Source organism: Oceanobacillus sp. FSL H7-0719 (genome assembly GCF_045040795.1).
Lineage (GTDB): Bacteria > Bacillota > Bacilli > Bacillales > Amphibacillaceae > Oceanobacillus.
In genome coordinates this window covers 1,219,497-1,234,431 of the sequence record NZ_CP150301.1, presented here as the reverse complement: position 1 = coordinate 1,234,431, position 14,935 = coordinate 1,219,497, and the positions used below count along the sequence as shown (strand labels likewise).

Below are 14,935 nucleotides of genomic sequence, written 5' to 3'. Positions count from 1 at the left end.
ATGAGTCACCACGAACACTCCATTGATCCAGCAAAACTGCCAGAAGATCCTTCGCGAGTAACGATGGAAGGGAAACATAAACATCTCGGCCTATGGATTTTCCTTGGTGGTGAAACGGTTCTCTTTGCATGTCTTTTTGGAACATATTTAGCATTGAAAAATTCTACTGCAGGCGGACCAACTACACAGGATCTATACGGACTTGAACTTGTATTCTTGATGACATTACTGCTTCTTACTAGTTCACTGACTAGTGTGTACGCAATTTATCACATGAAGAACAATGATTTCAAGAAAATGCAGCTTTGGTTTGGTATTACTGCTTTGCTTGGACTAGGCTTCCTGGCTTGTGAGATTTATGAGTTTGCGCACTATATTACTGATTTCGAATTTACTTTCCGTTCATCAGCATTTGGCTCAGCGTTCTATACGCTTGTTGGCTTCCACGGAGGACACGTTATTTTTGGATTGAGCTGGCTAATCGCACTTATGGCTCGTAACGCAAAACGTGGACTGTCAACATATAATGCACCAAAATATAATACGTTTGCACTGTATTGGCACTTTATTGATGTTGTCTGGGTGTTCATCTTTACAGTTGTATATCTAATGGGGATGGTGGGTTAATTTATGACGGAAAATACTACTTCGAATAAAATTAATTCGTACCAAAAGCAAGAGAATAAGGAAGAAATGAAAAAGCAGATTATCAGCTTTGGACTAATGATTCTGTTTACAATTATTGCATTTGCTGCAGTAGGAACAGGTTTCATTGATTCTATGTTCATCGTTCCGCTGATTTTCCTATTGGCTGTTGTGCAGGTTATCTTCCAATTCTTCTATTTTATGCATATGAAGGATAAAGGGCACGCCGAAATTTCTGGAATTATGTATGGTGGCTTTTGGGTAACATTCTTAGTAATGATGGCATTAGGCGTAATTACTTGGTGGTAAGAAATAAAGAAAAAAGATCGGGTATTTACCCGGTCTTTTTTAATAGTAAAGAAAACTTTCTCAGTGAAGAGCACCTGCTTGTTCCCTTCTTAATAGTTTCTTGCTTCTTTTTAGGATGTTACTAGTATTGTCATATATTTTCTATGCTTACATAGGCTTTTTGTTATATAATAAATAGATAATCCGATTTAGTTGGAGTGAATTTTATGTGGTTAGAATTACAGATTTTTGGGTTTAGAGCTCTTTGGAGTCCTTATTTCTTTATGTTTTGTGTTGTTTTAGGTATTTTATTCTATCTAATAACTGGTCCATATCGTCATAAATTTGGCGGTGGTGATAAGCCGACTGTAAAGCAGCATTTGTTTATTTATATTGGTTTATTTCTACTCTATCTTGTGAAAGGTTCGCCAGTAGATTTACTATCACATATCATGCTGACGGCACATATGACACAAATGGCTGTCTATTTGCTTGTTTTTCCAATTCTTATAATTAAAGGAATTCCATTATGGATTTGGGAAAAAGTCGTTTATGCACCAATAATTAAACCAATCATTAAAGTATTGACAAAGCCACTTATTTCACTATTATTATTTAATGGTTTATTTTCTCTTTATCATATACCAGTGGTATTTGACTTTTCTAAATCTGCACCTATATGGCATTTTATCATTCATAGCATTCTATTATTGTCTGCATTTATTGTTTTCATGCCATTACTGCTGCCTTTTAAAGAGATTAATACGATGACACCACTCATGAAAATCGGTTACATATTTGCTAATGGTGTGCTGATTACTCCAGCTTGTGTGCTGATTATTTTTGCAAATGAGCCCTTATATGCAGCTTATATGGAGGGTGGAGCATGGCTTGACGCATTGGCACTTTGTGTCCCGAATGATATCCTATCAGGGATTTCTATTCCATTGTCAGGTCCGGAAGTTTTCTCACCGTTAAGTACAGTACTGGATCAGCAACTTGGTGGGATTATTATGAAGGTTTTACAAGAAATTACTTATTTAACTTTACTTGGAAGAATCTTTTTTAACTGGTTTAATTCGAAAAGCCGTGAAATTGATCCTATTACAGTGGAAACAAATTAAAAGGTGGACCGTTGAGACGTCGGAATCCTTACAGGGTTTTGAATGATGAGATTTAAATAGAGAGGGAGATATAGCAATGCCATTTTTACCAACATTAAGTACTGCTTTTATTGTAATCAGTGCTGTCCTGGTCGCGATTGGCTGGATATTAATAGTAAAGGGCAAGAAAAAAGCACATAAAAAAACAATGCTTGCTGCTGCAGTTAGTGCGCTTTTATTCTTTATCATTTACATGTCCAGAACAATCTTTGCTGGAAATACAAGTTTTGGTGGGCCAGATGATTTAAAAATCTACTATACACTATTTTTAGTATTCCATATTATACTGGCTACTACTGGTGCAGTATTTGGAATTATAACATTAACATTAGCTTTGAAACGCAATATCAAAAAGCATGAAAAAATTGGACCGGTTACGAGTATAATCTGGTTCTTCACAGCAATAACTGGAGTAATGGTATATCTGTTGCTTTATGTTTTCTATACTGGTGGAGAGACAACCAGTATGATTAAAGCAATTCTAGGATTTTAAAGAATAAAAGTACCCGTGTAAAAGCCCGATATGCGTTCGCGTGTCCTGGAATCCGGTTATCGTACTTTCATTCGGGCAACGCATTTTAGTCGTTGCTGGCATATGTGACAAATATTATATGCAAAAAACAACCTCCGGACTAGGAAAGTCTGGAGGTTTCTTTATTTGGCTGCATTGCTTTTATATCAAAATAACTGTAATGGTTTAGTATAGAAGGCTGTCCAAACACTGTATATAAACTTATCCGCACTATAAGCAAAAAGTCAGCTGTTAGACGCAGCTGACTCCTGTAATTACTTTACATGTTGTTTTAATTCATTTGCTAGGCTTGTTAATAATGTGTTTGCACGTTCAACTAGTGATTCTGGAAAGTTTTCTTCCTCACCATATTCTATTCCGTGCGGATAATAATGTTTACCTAATAAAGGTGTTAGGAGTTTAATCACTGCATTTCCGCGGTCAACATCTCCAGTAGTTGCATAGCCTTGAACACGAATATAATATGTAATATTTTTTTCATTTGACCCTATTTTATAATCATATGTTACGCGTTCATAATCCCATTGTCCAGCACGAATAAATGCATGTTGACCAGTAACCCTATCAAGCGGTTTTAAATCAATAACTAGTTCATCGATACCTGTGTTTTCAATTCTCATTTTTTCACCCCTAGAATTTGTCCTCGTAGATTAATCATAGTATGAAAGTTAATAATTTGCAATTAAAATCTCATCTGTGGCATATGTTACTTATTAACTTTCCTGATGTTAGCTTAGGTTTTGCTGCTTAACTCATTGAATGGAAGTTGGCAGTCTAAAATCTTTCGCAGCTGCTGCGCGTCTTAGGAGTTCTACTGTCAGTAACCTCTGACATATTTCTTCATGTTGGATTCTCAGAATTAAGTTACTTGAAATAAACTATATTTTATAAAACAAAGTTAAAAATATGCAAAAATAGGGAAAAGAATGAATGTAATATATTATTTTATCATAGAATAGATATAAGTGGATGAAGGGGGTGCTCTTATGCGTACAATACGTAATATAATGATAATCGTTTTAATTGCAGGGGCCGGGTTATATTTTTGGAATCAGAGCGAACCAGATTTTAAGGAACAAGTTAAACATGAAGCGGTAGAAAAAATGAATGTGCTTCAGTCAAAAGTTGCACCTGAGCAATCCGTGTCAAATATCCCTTTAGAGGGTGATTTATATTCATGGATAGGTAAATCGGAAGAAGATCTTCTTGAAGCGATGGGAGAGCCTGAACGGAAGGATTTAAGCGCATATAATTATAAGTGGTGGGTTTATACAGATCATGCTGCACATTATGTTCAGTTTGGCATTGAAGATCATACTGTTAAGACGGTATATGCTGTTGGGGAAGGCTTAAAAATAGAACCAGTTGCAATTGGACAAGCTTATGACCAATTGAATGATGAGTTTACCTTTGGTGATGAGGTTAATTATACGAAAGAAATAGCATCCTATACTTTTAAAATGACAGCTGAAGATGTAGCAGCAAGACCTTTGGTAAAACTGACAGATGATATATTCCTGCAATTATATTTTGATACATTCACAAATGAATTGTCATCTATTCGAGTTATGGATGCTGATGTGCTTCTAAGGCAAAGGCCATATGAAGTGACCTACCGGGGCACATTGCCTCCAGAACCGGATCTTACGGATGCCGAATGGAGACAAGTAGAAGCAGGCATGGAACATCAGATTTTTGACATTAGTAATGTGCTGCGGAACAGATTTGATAAGGAGGCGCTTGAGTGGGAAGATACAGTAAGCGAAGTTGCTTTCAATCACAGCAAAGATATGTTTGAACAAAACTATTTTTCACATTATAGTTTAAATGGCGATGGTTTGAAAGAAAGATTGGATGTTACAGGATTATTTTATATTGCAGCCGGTGAAAATATTGCAGCTCAATACCCTGACGCTCCCGCAGCGGTAGAGGGATGGTTGAATAGTGAAGGACACCGTGAAGCATTGTTAACGGACGAATACACACATTTAGGTGTAGGTGTCTATCGTCTCTATTATACACAAAACTTTTTAGCAAAGCCGATGTAACATTGGCTTTGCTTTTATAATCTTTATTTTTACCTTGAACAGTTATAGGACATTCGCATAGATTAATACTAGGAAAACTGTTTAAAGAGGTGAAGCAAAGTGTCAGATACTAAGTTAAATCCGGAGATTATTCGCTTTAGAAATTTTATTAATAAATATCCGAAGTTAATCAAAGAAATCAGGAAAAATGGAAAAGGCTGGCAAGAGATTTTTGAGCAGTGGATTCTGCTGGGTGAAGAGGATGAATATTGGGAGCAATTTCAAGACGATGAAACTGAAAAATCAATGGAGGGTGAAAAAAATTCCTTAAAGTTTGATATGAAATCAGATTTAGTAAAACAAATATTAAAATACACTGAAACTTTGGATGTAAACAAGCTTCAAGAACAAGTTCAACAGCTTAGCAAGACATTATCAACAGTGCAGGAACTCGTTTCTCAATATCAGCGAACAAATAAAAGTAAATTAAACGCCCCGAACCGAGGATTTCATTGGTTTCATGATTAAGGGGGAGAAATAATGGATCGTGCAACTTATAATTATATAAAACAGCAGCCAAAATTAGTGGAATTCATGAGACAAAGACCAATTTGGTACCGCTATTTATCGAGAGATGGGGCAACTCGTATTCCCGAATTGGAGAAAGAGGCGAAAGTTTTCTACGGTCAGACATTGTCTCAACGTTTAAATCGGGTGAATGATCAGGTGCAGATGGCTTCTATGTTAATAAATCTAGCAAATTTATTAAAAGATTAATGCCGAATTATTTTCATTATCGCGTTTAAATGATAGTATGATAGTGGAGGTGTTAAAATGATTGCTAATATGGAATATGTAACAATTCTCGATTATTCTGAGCAACTTGGTCAAATGGTCCTCCAATCAGAGGTAATGGAAGACTATCAGCAAAAGAAAACTGCTTTAGCACAAGATGAAGTAGCTCAACAGCTGATTAAGGCTTTTACTAATATAAAAGATCACTATGATGATATCCAGCGCTTTGGACGTTATCATCCAGACTATCAGGAAATAATGAAGCAAGTCCGTCAGACAAAACGGGCGATGGATATGCATGAGACAGTGGCAGCATATAAGGTTGCAGAACGTAACCTGCAAACTCTGCTGGATGAAATCAGCGAGTATATTGCTTTTAGTGTTAGTGATCAAATTAAGGCACCTAAAGATGGTGCAGCACTGAGTGATAGTGGCTGTGGCTGTGGCAGTGGCGGCGGTTGTGGCTGTGCTTCATAAAGCTAATCTTTAATTAGTGGGGTTTTCCGCTCCGCTAATTAAAGATTCAAATATATACGTCTATGTCTTGTATTTGCAGATATAAACAGTTTATAATATGGGAAGTTTAAACAGAGGATGGTGCGCACGATTGATTACAAAGAGACAAGGACTTATCGTTTGGTTTCAGCATATGAAGAATATGAAGCATATAAAGCGCTACGGCAATTTAATTTATGTTTCCAGAAAACTAAAATACGCGGTCATCTATGTGAATCAGGAAGATATTGAGGCTATTGAGAAAAAGTTATTAAAACATTCTTTTGTTTCAAAGGTCGAACGTTCCTATAAGCCATTTATCCGCACAGATTTCGAAAATGCTAAACCTGATGATGCTAAAAAGTATGATTATAAAATGGGTATATAGAAACTCCTATGGATAAAATTTATCTATAGGGGTTTTTCAATTACGCCAATTTTACACTAATAAATTGTGTTAAGATACTTAATAAATTCAAGTGAAGTTGACTTTCCCAGCGAGCTCGTTTAGCTTCACCTTAAAAGTAGAATGCTGATTACTTTAATTCAGAATTCCGCCTTAGGGATACTGTAAATTTGAGAAATCCGTCCTTGATAAAGATTCACTGAGACCGAAAATCGAGGATTGTTCTCTAGGGGTGAAGAAGGTTAAGATGAAGTTATATTTAACATAAATATTGAATTATAAAATGAACGATAAGAACTGGAAAGTTGAGTAAAAAGAGAAAACCTGCAGAATAAATTCTGCAGGTTCTTTTTGTTTTCTTTGCGTGAAAACAAAAAGACAAAGGGAGAGGAGAAACCAGAGTAAAACCTATGGGGAAGAATAAGTATACTCTGTTTTGAAACAACCAAGCTAACGATTAGTTGAATCATTATGCTATTATGTACAAAGAAATAAAAAATATACTAAATAGCGAAAAGTAGTATTAGACAAATGTTTTCTAAATTCGCGATATATGGTAGCATTATGACGAAACGTCGTAAATCGAGGTGAAAAATGTGCGTGTAATAGCTGGAAATCAAAAAGGAAAAAGCTTAAAGGCTGTTCCCGGGACAGCGACCAGACCAACTACTGATAAAATAAAAGAAGCAGTCTTTCAAGTAATTGGTCCATACTTTGATGGTGGAACTGTTCTTGATCTATTTGCTGGAAGTGGTTCATTAGGTATCGAGGCATTAAGCCGTGGAATGGATACTGCAATATTTGTTGATAAACAATCAAAAGCAATACATACGATTAAAGAAAACCTGAAAACGGTAAAGCTAGAGGATAGGGCTGAAGTATTTCGCACAGATGCTTTTCGTGCCTTGAAAGCAGCTGCAAAGCGAGAATTAAAATTCGACCTGATCCTTCTAGATCCGCCATATAATAAAATGAACTATCAAGACCTGTTTAAAGAATTGACTGAAAACCAGCTACTTAAACAAGGCGGTTTTATTTATTGTGAGCATGATCCAGCTGAACAGTTACCTGAGAAAACAGCAGAGTATTCTATCATAAAAAAAGAAAAATACAGCAATACGATTGCGATAACGATTTATCGTGCACTTTAGAGGGGGAATATACTTATGTCTAAATTAGCGATTGTACCAGGCAGTTTTGATCCGTTTACAAATGGGCATCTTGATATTGTAGAAAGAGGGGCAAAAATCTTTAGCAATATTTTGGTAACGGTATTTAATAACCAGTCGAAATCACCATTATTTTCTGTGGAAGAACGCGTACAGTTGATTAGGGAGTCAACAAAGCATTTGCCTAATGTCTCGGTTGATTCTTCTGACATCCTTTTAATGGATTATGCCAGAGAGAAAAATGCTGACGCAGTTTTAAGGGGTCTGCGAGCTGTAAGTGATTTTGAATATGAGATGCAAATTACCTCAATGAACCGCAAACTGAACAAAGATGTGGAAACGTTCTTTATTATGACAAATAATCAGTACTCTTTTTTAAGCTCAAGCATGATAAAAGAAATAGCCAAGTATAATGGAGATATTTCAGGATTGGTCCCAGATGCAGTAGATGAAGCATTAAAGGGGAAATTTAACTTTTTATAAAAAAGAAAAAAGAGGTGGTCTATTGACCATCTCTTCTCTTTTTGTTTAGGAGCAATATAAAACTCAAACTTAAGAAAAATATTGTAATCAAAGGCCCGTTTTGAAAAAGAATATCGAAAGCCTTTTCCCAAAAGTGGTTTTCGCTTACAGCAGGAGTTGATGTAAGTTCTGTCTGTTGTCTGTTTATATAGAGAGGACGATAAAGCAATACCGTTAGAATGGCAGCGATTAAACCATGGAGAAACCTGGCAAAGAAATAGGGTGTGAACCGTATATCTGTTTTCGCTAAGATGCTTGCTACCTGTGCTTGTATAGAAAAACCATTGAAGCCAAGAATAAAGCTGACTAAAATTGATTTATGCAATAATGAATCTGTTGCGAATTGAGAAATTAACGTTGCACCTAATGTGATTTCAAATAAACCAGAGAAAAAAGCTTCTCCAAAATGAACAGGGATACCGATAAAATAAAATAAGGCAGAAAAAATATTTCCGATAAATACTGAAAAATGAACAAGATGAAGTAATTGAATAATGACAGAGAAAAGAATGATAAAGCCGCCAACCATGATAAGTGTTTTGATTGATTGAAGAACGGAGTCGCCAAGGATTTCACCAATCGGCCTTCCATCTTTTAGCCTCGTTCTATGCATGCTTCCGAGTGCGGCTTTAATACTTGGCTTATAAAATTTTTTGGCAGCAGGGTTCTTTTCTGATGCACCCGCTTTTCGACCATGAAAACGCATAAGGATCCCAACTAACATATTGCTTAAATAATGGCAAACTGCCAGCAGCATGCCAAGCTTAACATCATGAAAAAAACCAATGGAAATTGCTCCAAAAATAAAGAGGGGGCTTGAATTATTAGTAAAAGCTACTAGTCTTTCTGCTTCAAGCTTTGTTAACTGTTTTTCTTCTCTTAAACGTGCAGCGATTTTCGCCCCTGTTGGATAACCGCTTGCCATTCCCATAATCCAGCCAAAACTTCCAACACCAGGCACATTGAATAAGGGGCGCATAATCGGTTCAAATAATACTCCAAGAAATTTAACTACTCCAAAAGCAAGCAGCAGTTCAGCTGTAATAAAAAAAGGCAATAATGAAGGAAAAACAACTTCTGCCCACATTTTTAAGCCACGGAGACTTGCTGAAAGAGCAGCATCGGGAAAATAAATTAACAATATGGTTAGGAGAATTGTTATACTGGATAAAAGTACCGTTTTAAAATATGGATTCAATCGAAAGCCTCCTAAATTTTAGCCATGTTCTGTACAAGCGATTTTGTTGGGTGTAAACTAATGCTAGTTATTATTTCTGCTCTCTATCACTATACGCAGACAAGCCTATAAATTATGCCAACCAGATATACAGATAAGAATTTGTTGAAGAAAAGGAAGGAGTCAGGCACGGAATGAAATTTACGAAAAGAAAAATTGTTTTATATGTATTAATCCTAATTATTGCTTACTTTTTATCTACATATCAGCTGCCGTACTATATTCAAAAGCCTGGCCGAACAGAACCGCTTAATCCAGTCGTTGATGTGATGGACGGCTATGATAGTGAGGGTGAAATGCACCTTGTTACAGTAAGTGGATTACAAGCGACTCCAATTCAGTATGTGCTGGCGAAAATAATGCCACATAATGAGATTAGTCCGCTAAGTGAGGTGTTCCCTGAAGGGATATCACAAGATGATTATATGCATGCGCAATTACAGGTCATGGAAAGCTCGCAGGAGGCCTCTTTAGTTGTTGCATATGAAGCGGCAAAAAAAGATATTCAGATTGATTATGTAGGCGTGTATGTAGTTAGTGTTGTAGAAAATATGCCTGCTGATGGAAAGCTTGAAACAGGGGACAGAATTACAAAGATTGATGATACTGAAATTAAAGAAGCAAATGATCTGATTGAACTTGTTGAAGGAAAAGAAGCTGGAGAAACAATTACAGTGGAATTTATCAGAAATGAGAAAGCGGAAAGTGCAGAAATAGGGTTAAAACAATTTGAAGAAAATCTGGATAAAGTCGGAATTGGAATTAGTTTGGTTACTGATCGTGAGGTGACGGTAAATCCTGAGGTTGACTTTTCCAGTGGAAATATTGGCGGTCCAAGTGCTGGTTTAATGTTTTCTTTAGAGATATATGATCAGTTAACGGCAACAGATATAACGAAAGGTTACCAGATTGCTGGCACAGGTGAAATTGATTACGAAGGCAATGTTTTTCGTATAGGCGGGATAGATAAGAAAATTGTATCTGCAGATCGCAAAGGCATAGATATTTTCTTTGCTCCGAATGAAGGTGGCAAAGAGGGTTCGAACTATAAGGTAGCTAAGCAAGTTGCTGAAGAAATTGAATCTGATATGGAGATTGTTCCTGTAGATACATTCTCTGATGCGTTAGACTATTTGGAAGAACTTTCAGAAAAGCAATAATGAAAAGCTCAAGGTGAAGTAATTGGTCTTCATTCTTGAGCTTTTATTGTTTTCAGAGCATTATGGGCTGCGTGATTTCTTGCTTGGCTAGCTTTTTCTTTATAGCAGGAGCAAGGATGCTATAGTATGCAGCCGTTGCTTTTTCTTCAAGTTGAAGCATAGGATGCATTGTCCGGCTTAAAGAAGTAATTATCGGAACATCTAAATCCTTTTTAATGCCATTTAAATAATGCTGACCGGTTTTTGTCATTCCAAGTAAACGAATATATGGCATATTATCAGGTGCGTGAAGAAAAGCTTCTAAATCTGTCTTTTTGGTATTTGTTAATATATGGATAAACATGCGTTGGATTCTTGTCCATGTGTACCGTTTGGATTTAACCATTTCAATCCAAGCATTCATATTTTCTGCTGTTTTTGCTGTTTTCTTTATACGATGTTCCAAACCTTCTGACACTCCGTGAATCTTTTGCAGTTCTTCCAGAGACATAGTTTGGACACGATAATTTAAATATGAAAAATAGGATTCCCAGTTGTGCCAGTGTCCTGCTTGCTTTTTATACTCCAACAATTGTTTTGTGCTTGAATCAGGAAGTGCAGCAGCAGCTATGTCTGTCATTTCCCCATCATGATTAAACAGCTCTTTGCGTATGCTTGTTGCACTGGCAATCTGATTTGTGATTTCTTGTTGATGATAATGGCTGCTATGACGTTTGATTGTAAGTGGTTCAATATTAAGATTATTATCCAAAATTGTCTTAACATAGCTGTAGCCCAGAATGTTATTAGGCTGTGAGAGATCAAAGCGGGCATCAGTCAGCCCGATTGCTTCATATGCATGCATACTTGATTCAGGGAAGGAAAAACCACCGTCCAGCCATTTTTTTAATTCCAACTCATAAACTGATGATTTTTGCTGGAATATATGGTAACTATTAATAAAATAATTTATATCACCAGATTCACTTCCGAAGCAGATGCTGGATACTCCGATTGTATTTAGAGTTTGTACAGCTCCAAAGGAAAAATAATCACTGTTTTGGACTGCGTAAGGATACGGAAGCTCGAGTACAATATCTGCACCTGAGGAAAGTGCAGCACGGGCGCGAGAGAATTTATCAATTATTGCAGGTTCTCCCCGCTGTAAGAAGTTCCCGCTCATCACGGCGATAATACAGTCAGCATTTGATGCTTTTTTAGCTTCTTGGATATGATAATAATGTCCATTGTGAAATGGATTATATTCTACAATTAAGCCACATGCTCTCATTTATTTCAGCTCCTAGCAATAATGTGGTATTATTGTATCAAATAATAGAAGCAGATGTACAACATCATTTTACTTTATCAAAAGTAAAACAGCATCATAAAACAATTTTCTATACTGTGTAAAGAAAAGATGTTGACAAAAGTGCAATTTTCTTTTAAAATTACTCTTGTTGCCTAGAGGTGATAATTATGAAGTTTACTGTCGCTCAAATCCATAAATCAAGCATTAATGAGCCAATGGAATTTGAAGGCATTGTCGATGTTTCTGAATTAGAAACAATGAACAACGATATCCGCCGCATTGATCCCGCACAAGTTCATGTGACTTTTATAGTCGAAGGAGAAGAAATTATTGCTTCCATGAAAATTAAAGGAGAAATGATTTTGCCTTGTGCAAGAACGCTGGTTGATGTGCCATATCCTTATCAGATTGAGGAAAGTGAAGTATTTACTACATCACCGTATTATACAAATGAGGACGAAGATAATGAAATTCACTCGATAAAGGGAGAGGTTCTTGACTTAAAACCCTATATCATGGAAAATATTCTATTGGCAGTTCCATTTCGTGTATTTACTGATGAAGTAAATCCTGAAGGTGCAGCACCAACAGCAGGTGAAGGCTGGCAGTTTGTTCAAGAAGAAATAAAGGAAAAGACGATTGATCCACGTTTAAAAAAATTGGAGTCTTTACTTGAAAATAGGAAGAAAGAAAACGAGTAATTCTCGTCTGAGTTTTCTTTTCATTTGAAGGAGGTGTAGGTCATGGCAGTACCTAAACGTAAAACATCTAAAAAAGTTACAAACCAACGTCGTACACATAAAAAGTTACAAGTGCCTGGCATGGTAGAATGTTCAAATTGTGGTGAATTAACAAAACAGCACCATGTATGTAAATCATGCGGACACTACGATGGAAAAGAAGTTGTAAGCAACTAATTTCCAATAAAAAACAGATCACAATTTGTGATCTGTTTTTTTGTTTATTAGCACATAGTCTAAATACGAACACGTCCCAATGTGTTGTGGTCCGCCAAAAAAAGTTTCGCTGATAAGGGAGCTGTCGTGGGTTTCCAGGCATCAGAACCTGCTTAAATCGAATAAAAGACACCAGGAGTCTGTTTCAGTTTCATTGGTATGAAAGATGGGTTTATAATTAAAGATAGTCGAGGGGGGATGGGAATGGAAAGGTTTATTACATATGAAAAGAAAAATGCAGGGTATGGGTTATTACGCTTAAATCGTTCAGAAAAAAGAAATGCAATATCATTGGGGATGGCAAATCAACTTAGTGATTGTATTAAAAACGCAGCACTAGAAGAAATAAAATTTCTTGTTATCACAGGGTCAGATGATAAAATGTTTTCTGCGGGGGGAGATTTAAATGATCTCCACGGGCAATTAAAAACAGAAGATGCAATTGAGCGCTTATCACCGATGATGTCAGTTCTTAACTCGATTGTACATTTTCCGGTTCCTGTTATTGCATTATTAAATGGAGATGCTTTAGGGGGAGGATGTGAGCTGGCGACTGCTTGTGATATACGCATTGCGAAGAGCGGAACAAACTTTGGCTTTATTCAAAGCAAGATTGGGATATTGCCTGGCTGGGGAGGCGGAGCGATACTCTATAAAAAAGTGCACCCAAGCTTTGCGTTAGATTGGCTTACACGTGGCAAAAGCTATCAGGCGGATGAACTATTAGCTAAGGGCTGGTTACATCAAGTTATTGATAATGCAGCATGGCAGCATATGAATTTGGTGCTTGACGATTATATTCGTAAATCCGTGATGCAAATGCGAATACTAAAACAGCAATTTAAAACAAGTATTAATGCAAATGAACTTACGCTTGAGATGTACGAAGAACTTAAAAACACTGCAACTCTATGGGAAACGGCGGAACATAAAAGAGCAGTACAAAAGTTTTTTGATAGAAAAGTATAATCTCTATTCTACCAACCCTCTTTACTGCATACATTGGTAGCAAAGCAATGAGGAGGAGTGCCATGAAAGAAACCAGACAAGATGCGTGGACAAGAGAAGAAGATGATTTATTAGCAGAAACAGTTTTGCAATATATTAAGAATGGCAAGACACAATTGGAAGCTTTTAAGGTAGTTGCTAACAAATTAGCAAGAACCCCTGCGGCTTGTGGCTTCAGATGGAATGCAACCATTCGCAAGCAATACGAAGGAGCAATTCAATCTGCTAAGGAAGAAAGAAAAAAGGCAAGCAGCCAAGCTTTGCAGGAACTTCATACAAATCATACTGGTGATAAACGAATGATTGAATCTGTCATACAAATATTAGAGAAAATAAAGCATAAGGATTTAGAAGAGGAAGTGCAAAACTATCAGGTTCAAGCTGAAATGCTTCACCATCTTCAAGAAGAGAATCACAAGCTGGTGAAGCAAGTGGAAAGATATAAAAATGCATGGCAGGAAATGGAGAAACTTTGGAGTTGGGTACAATCCGACAAAGAAGCTGAGTGAATGGTTGAAGCTATTAAATAAACCCCATCTAAACAAGTGAATTACTTGTGATGGGGCTTTTTTGTTTATTATTCTGCTGGGTGAGTTTCTTTTTCTTTAACCCCTGCCGGTAACCAGATGAGCGGGTTTTCACCAAGATCACGTTCCATTTCGTAATGGGCTTTATCGAAGCCCATTTTTTCCCAAAAACCATGGGAGTTAATTCTTGGACTTGTTTTAATCGGCAATGTAAAGCTTTTAGCAAAATCAACCATCGTCTTGCCATAACCCCTCCCTTGATAATCAGGCAGAACTTCAAGTTTCCAGATTGCTACGTAATCTTGCTGCGGCTCGAAATAGTAGTCATATTTCTTATCTACTTCATACAGACTCATTCTGGCAATCAGGTTCTCTCCAATATAAACTCCATAAAATGGCGATTTACTGTTATTTTCGATAAACTTATTTTGTAAATCCTCATACATTGATAATTCCTGGTTCCCATATTCCTTAAAGCGTTTAAACTTTTCCAGTGTCTTATAATTAATTAATAAGTTTTCTACTTTTACACCATTCATTCCTTTTCCCCCTTATATTAATCATTGACATAAGCCTTCTATATGTACGAATATTACAAAAGAAGTGAGCTTTGTTTATATTTTCTCCCTTCTCAATTATAACCTAATTGAATATTTTTTTAAATCTTGATGTGGTGAAAGATTCATCCGAAAAATATAGAGCGAAACCTAGATG

The 14,935-nt window shown here is 36.5% G+C and carries 20 protein-coding genes; 16 read left to right on the top strand and 4 right to left on the bottom strand.

Features of this window, described 5'->3' with window-relative positions; translation table 11 throughout:
* The 4 genes from NST93_RS06700 to NST93_RS06685 all read left to right on the top strand — a co-directional run bounded on the left by NST93_RS06700 (nt 1) and on the right by NST93_RS06685 (nt 2,589).
* Entirely contained in the window at nt 1-627 is a 627-nt protein-coding gene (locus NST93_RS06700; protein ID WP_405102442.1) for a cytochrome c oxidase subunit 3, read from the top strand.
* Nucleotides 628-630: 3 nt separating this feature from the next.
* Nucleotides 631-954 (top strand): cytochrome c oxidase subunit IVB, encoded by a 324-nt coding sequence (gene ctaF, locus NST93_RS06695; protein WP_405102440.1) that lies wholly within the window; start codon nt 631-633, stop codon nt 952-954.
* Between the two features lie 206 nt (nt 955-1,160).
* Nucleotides 1,161-2,057: a cytochrome c oxidase assembly factor CtaG gene (ctaG, locus tag NST93_RS06690; protein WP_405102438.1), complete on the top strand. Its 897-nt coding sequence runs from the start codon at nt 1,161-1,163 to the stop codon at nt 2,055-2,057.
* 76 nt (nt 2,058-2,133) lie between these two features.
* Complete coding sequence (locus NST93_RS06685) at nt 2,134-2,589, top strand: DUF420 domain-containing protein (protein ID WP_405102436.1); 456 nt, start codon at nt 2,134-2,136, stop codon at nt 2,587-2,589.
* 293 nt (nt 2,590-2,882) lie between these two features.
* On the opposite strand, the gene NST93_RS06680 is transcribed toward NST93_RS06685, so the two are convergent.
* On the bottom strand, nt 2,883-3,248 hold the full coding sequence (locus NST93_RS06680) for a YugN family protein (RefSeq protein ID WP_405102434.1): 366 nt from the start codon (nt 3,246-3,248) through the stop codon (nt 2,883-2,885).
* 366 nt (nt 3,249-3,614) lie between these two features.
* Between NST93_RS06680 and NST93_RS06675 the strand changes: the two genes are divergently transcribed.
* The 7 genes from NST93_RS06675 to coaD all read left to right on the top strand — a co-directional run bounded on the left by NST93_RS06675 (nt 3,615) and on the right by coaD (nt 8,003).
* Nucleotides 3,615-4,676, top strand: a complete 1,062-nt coding sequence (locus tag NST93_RS06675; RefSeq protein ID WP_405102432.1) for a CAP domain-containing protein — start codon at nt 3,615-3,617, stop codon at nt 4,674-4,676.
* Between the two features lie 99 nt (nt 4,677-4,775).
* Entirely contained in the window at nt 4,776-5,183 is a 408-nt protein-coding gene (gene ylbD, locus NST93_RS06670; protein WP_405102430.1) for a spore coat protein YlbD, read from the top strand.
* 12 nt (nt 5,184-5,195) lie between these two features.
* Entirely contained in the window at nt 5,196-5,432 is a 237-nt protein-coding gene (locus tag NST93_RS06665; RefSeq protein WP_405102428.1) for a YlbE-like family protein, read from the top strand.
* Between the two features lie 57 nt (nt 5,433-5,489).
* A complete protein-coding gene (locus NST93_RS06660) occupies nt 5,490-5,927 on the top strand; it encodes a YlbF family regulator (protein WP_405102426.1) in 438 nt (145 codons plus the stop codon).
* 130 nt (nt 5,928-6,057) lie between these two features.
* Entirely contained in the window at nt 6,058-6,333 is a 276-nt protein-coding gene (locus NST93_RS06655) for a YlbG family protein (RefSeq protein WP_405102424.1), read from the top strand.
* 614 nt (nt 6,334-6,947) lie between these two features.
* Nucleotides 6,948-7,502: a 16S rRNA (guanine(966)-N(2))-methyltransferase RsmD gene (rsmD, locus tag NST93_RS06650; protein ID WP_405102422.1), complete on the top strand. Its 555-nt coding sequence runs from the start codon at nt 6,948-6,950 to the stop codon at nt 7,500-7,502.
* Between the two features lie 15 nt (nt 7,503-7,517).
* Nucleotides 7,518-8,003, top strand: a complete 486-nt coding sequence (gene coaD, locus NST93_RS06645; RefSeq protein WP_405102420.1) for a pantetheine-phosphate adenylyltransferase — start codon at nt 7,518-7,520, stop codon at nt 8,001-8,003.
* 19 nt (nt 8,004-8,022) lie between these two features.
* Here coaD and ylbJ read toward each other — a convergent pair whose 3' ends face one another.
* Complete coding sequence (ylbJ, locus tag NST93_RS06640) at nt 8,023-9,240, bottom strand: sporulation integral membrane protein YlbJ (protein WP_405102418.1); 1,218 nt, start codon at nt 9,238-9,240, stop codon at nt 8,023-8,025.
* A gap of 173 nt (nt 9,241-9,413) precedes the next feature.
* Between ylbJ and NST93_RS06635 the strand changes: the two genes are divergently transcribed.
* Nucleotides 9,414-10,439: a SepM family pheromone-processing serine protease gene (locus NST93_RS06635; RefSeq protein WP_405102416.1), complete on the top strand. Its 1,026-nt coding sequence runs from the start codon at nt 9,414-9,416 to the stop codon at nt 10,437-10,439.
* 52 nt (nt 10,440-10,491) lie between these two features.
* Here NST93_RS06635 and NST93_RS06630 read toward each other — a convergent pair whose 3' ends face one another.
* Complete coding sequence (locus tag NST93_RS06630) at nt 10,492-11,709, bottom strand: nucleotidyltransferase (protein ID WP_405102414.1); 1,218 nt, start codon at nt 11,707-11,709, stop codon at nt 10,492-10,494.
* A 188-nt stretch (nt 11,710-11,897) separates the two neighbouring features.
* On the opposite strand from NST93_RS06630, the gene NST93_RS06625 reads away from it, so the two are divergent.
* The 4 genes from NST93_RS06625 to NST93_RS06610 all read left to right on the top strand — a co-directional run bounded on the left by NST93_RS06625 (nt 11,898) and on the right by NST93_RS06610 (nt 14,203).
* Nucleotides 11,898-12,431, top strand: coding sequence for a YceD family protein (locus NST93_RS06625; protein ID WP_405102412.1), 534 nt, complete (start codon nt 11,898-11,900; stop codon nt 12,429-12,431).
* Nucleotides 12,432-12,473: 42 nt separating this feature from the next.
* On the top strand, nt 12,474-12,647 hold the full coding sequence (gene rpmF, locus NST93_RS06620) for a 50S ribosomal protein L32 (RefSeq protein WP_405102410.1): 174 nt from the start codon (nt 12,474-12,476) through the stop codon (nt 12,645-12,647).
* A gap of 243 nt (nt 12,648-12,890) precedes the next feature.
* The gene (locus NST93_RS06615; protein ID WP_405102408.1) at nt 12,891-13,655 is read left to right on the top strand and encodes an enoyl-CoA hydratase/isomerase family protein; all 765 of its coding nucleotides are present in this window, start codon (nt 12,891-12,893) and stop codon (nt 13,653-13,655) included.
* Nucleotides 13,656-13,717: 62 nt separating this feature from the next.
* Nucleotides 13,718-14,203, top strand: coding sequence for an RsfA family transcriptional regulator (locus NST93_RS06610; protein ID WP_405102406.1), 486 nt, complete (start codon nt 13,718-13,720; stop codon nt 14,201-14,203).
* Between the two features lie 68 nt (nt 14,204-14,271).
* Here NST93_RS06610 and NST93_RS06605 read toward each other — a convergent pair whose 3' ends face one another.
* Nucleotides 14,272-14,760, bottom strand: a complete 489-nt coding sequence (locus tag NST93_RS06605) for an N-acetyltransferase (protein ID WP_405102404.1) — start codon at nt 14,758-14,760, stop codon at nt 14,272-14,274.
* Nucleotides 14,761-14,935 lie beyond the last annotated feature (175 nt).

Excerpts from the sequence above, each read along its gene's own strand:
- NST93_RS06610 (WP_405102406.1), top strand. The coding sequence starts at position 13,718 with ATGAAAGAAACCAGACAAGATGCGTGGACAAGAGAAGAAGATGATTTA.
- ctaF (WP_405102440.1), top strand. The coding sequence starts at position 631 with ATGACGGAAAATACTACTTCGAATAAAATTAATTCGTACCAAAAGCAA.
- NST93_RS06680 (WP_405102434.1), bottom strand. The coding sequence starts at position 3,248 with ATGAGAATTGAAAACACAGGTATCGATGAACTAGTTATTGATTTAAAA.
- coaD (WP_405102420.1), top strand. The coding sequence starts at position 7,518 with ATGTCTAAATTAGCGATTGTACCAGGCAGTTTTGATCCGTTTACAAAT.
- NST93_RS06675 (WP_405102432.1), top strand. The coding sequence starts at position 3,615 with ATGCGTACAATACGTAATATAATGATAATCGTTTTAATTGCAGGGGCC.
- NST93_RS06630 (WP_405102414.1), bottom strand. The coding sequence starts at position 11,709 with ATGAGAGCATGTGGCTTAATTGTAGAATATAATCCATTTCACAATGGA.
- NST93_RS06685 (WP_405102436.1), top strand. The coding sequence starts at position 2,134 with ATGCCATTTTTACCAACATTAAGTACTGCTTTTATTGTAATCAGTGCT.
- ctaG (WP_405102438.1), top strand. The coding sequence starts at position 1,161 with ATGTGGTTAGAATTACAGATTTTTGGGTTTAGAGCTCTTTGGAGTCCT.
- rpmF (WP_405102410.1), top strand. The coding sequence starts at position 12,474 with ATGGCAGTACCTAAACGTAAAACATCTAAAAAAGTTACAAACCAACGT.
- NST93_RS06635 (WP_405102416.1), top strand. The coding sequence starts at position 9,414 with ATGAAATTTACGAAAAGAAAAATTGTTTTATATGTATTAATCCTAATT.
- NST93_RS06665 (WP_405102428.1), top strand. The coding sequence starts at position 5,196 with ATGGATCGTGCAACTTATAATTATATAAAACAGCAGCCAAAATTAGTG.
- NST93_RS06660 (WP_405102426.1), top strand. The coding sequence starts at position 5,490 with ATGATTGCTAATATGGAATATGTAACAATTCTCGATTATTCTGAGCAA.
- NST93_RS06615 (WP_405102408.1), top strand. The coding sequence starts at position 12,891 with ATGGAAAGGTTTATTACATATGAAAAGAAAAATGCAGGGTATGGGTTA.
- NST93_RS06700 (WP_405102442.1), top strand. The coding sequence starts at position 1 with ATGAGTCACCACGAACACTCCATTGATCCAGCAAAACTGCCAGAAGAT.
- NST93_RS06625 (WP_405102412.1), top strand. The coding sequence starts at position 11,898 with ATGAAGTTTACTGTCGCTCAAATCCATAAATCAAGCATTAATGAGCCA.
- NST93_RS06605 (WP_405102404.1), bottom strand. The coding sequence starts at position 14,760 with ATGAATGGTGTAAAAGTAGAAAACTTATTAATTAATTATAAGACACTG.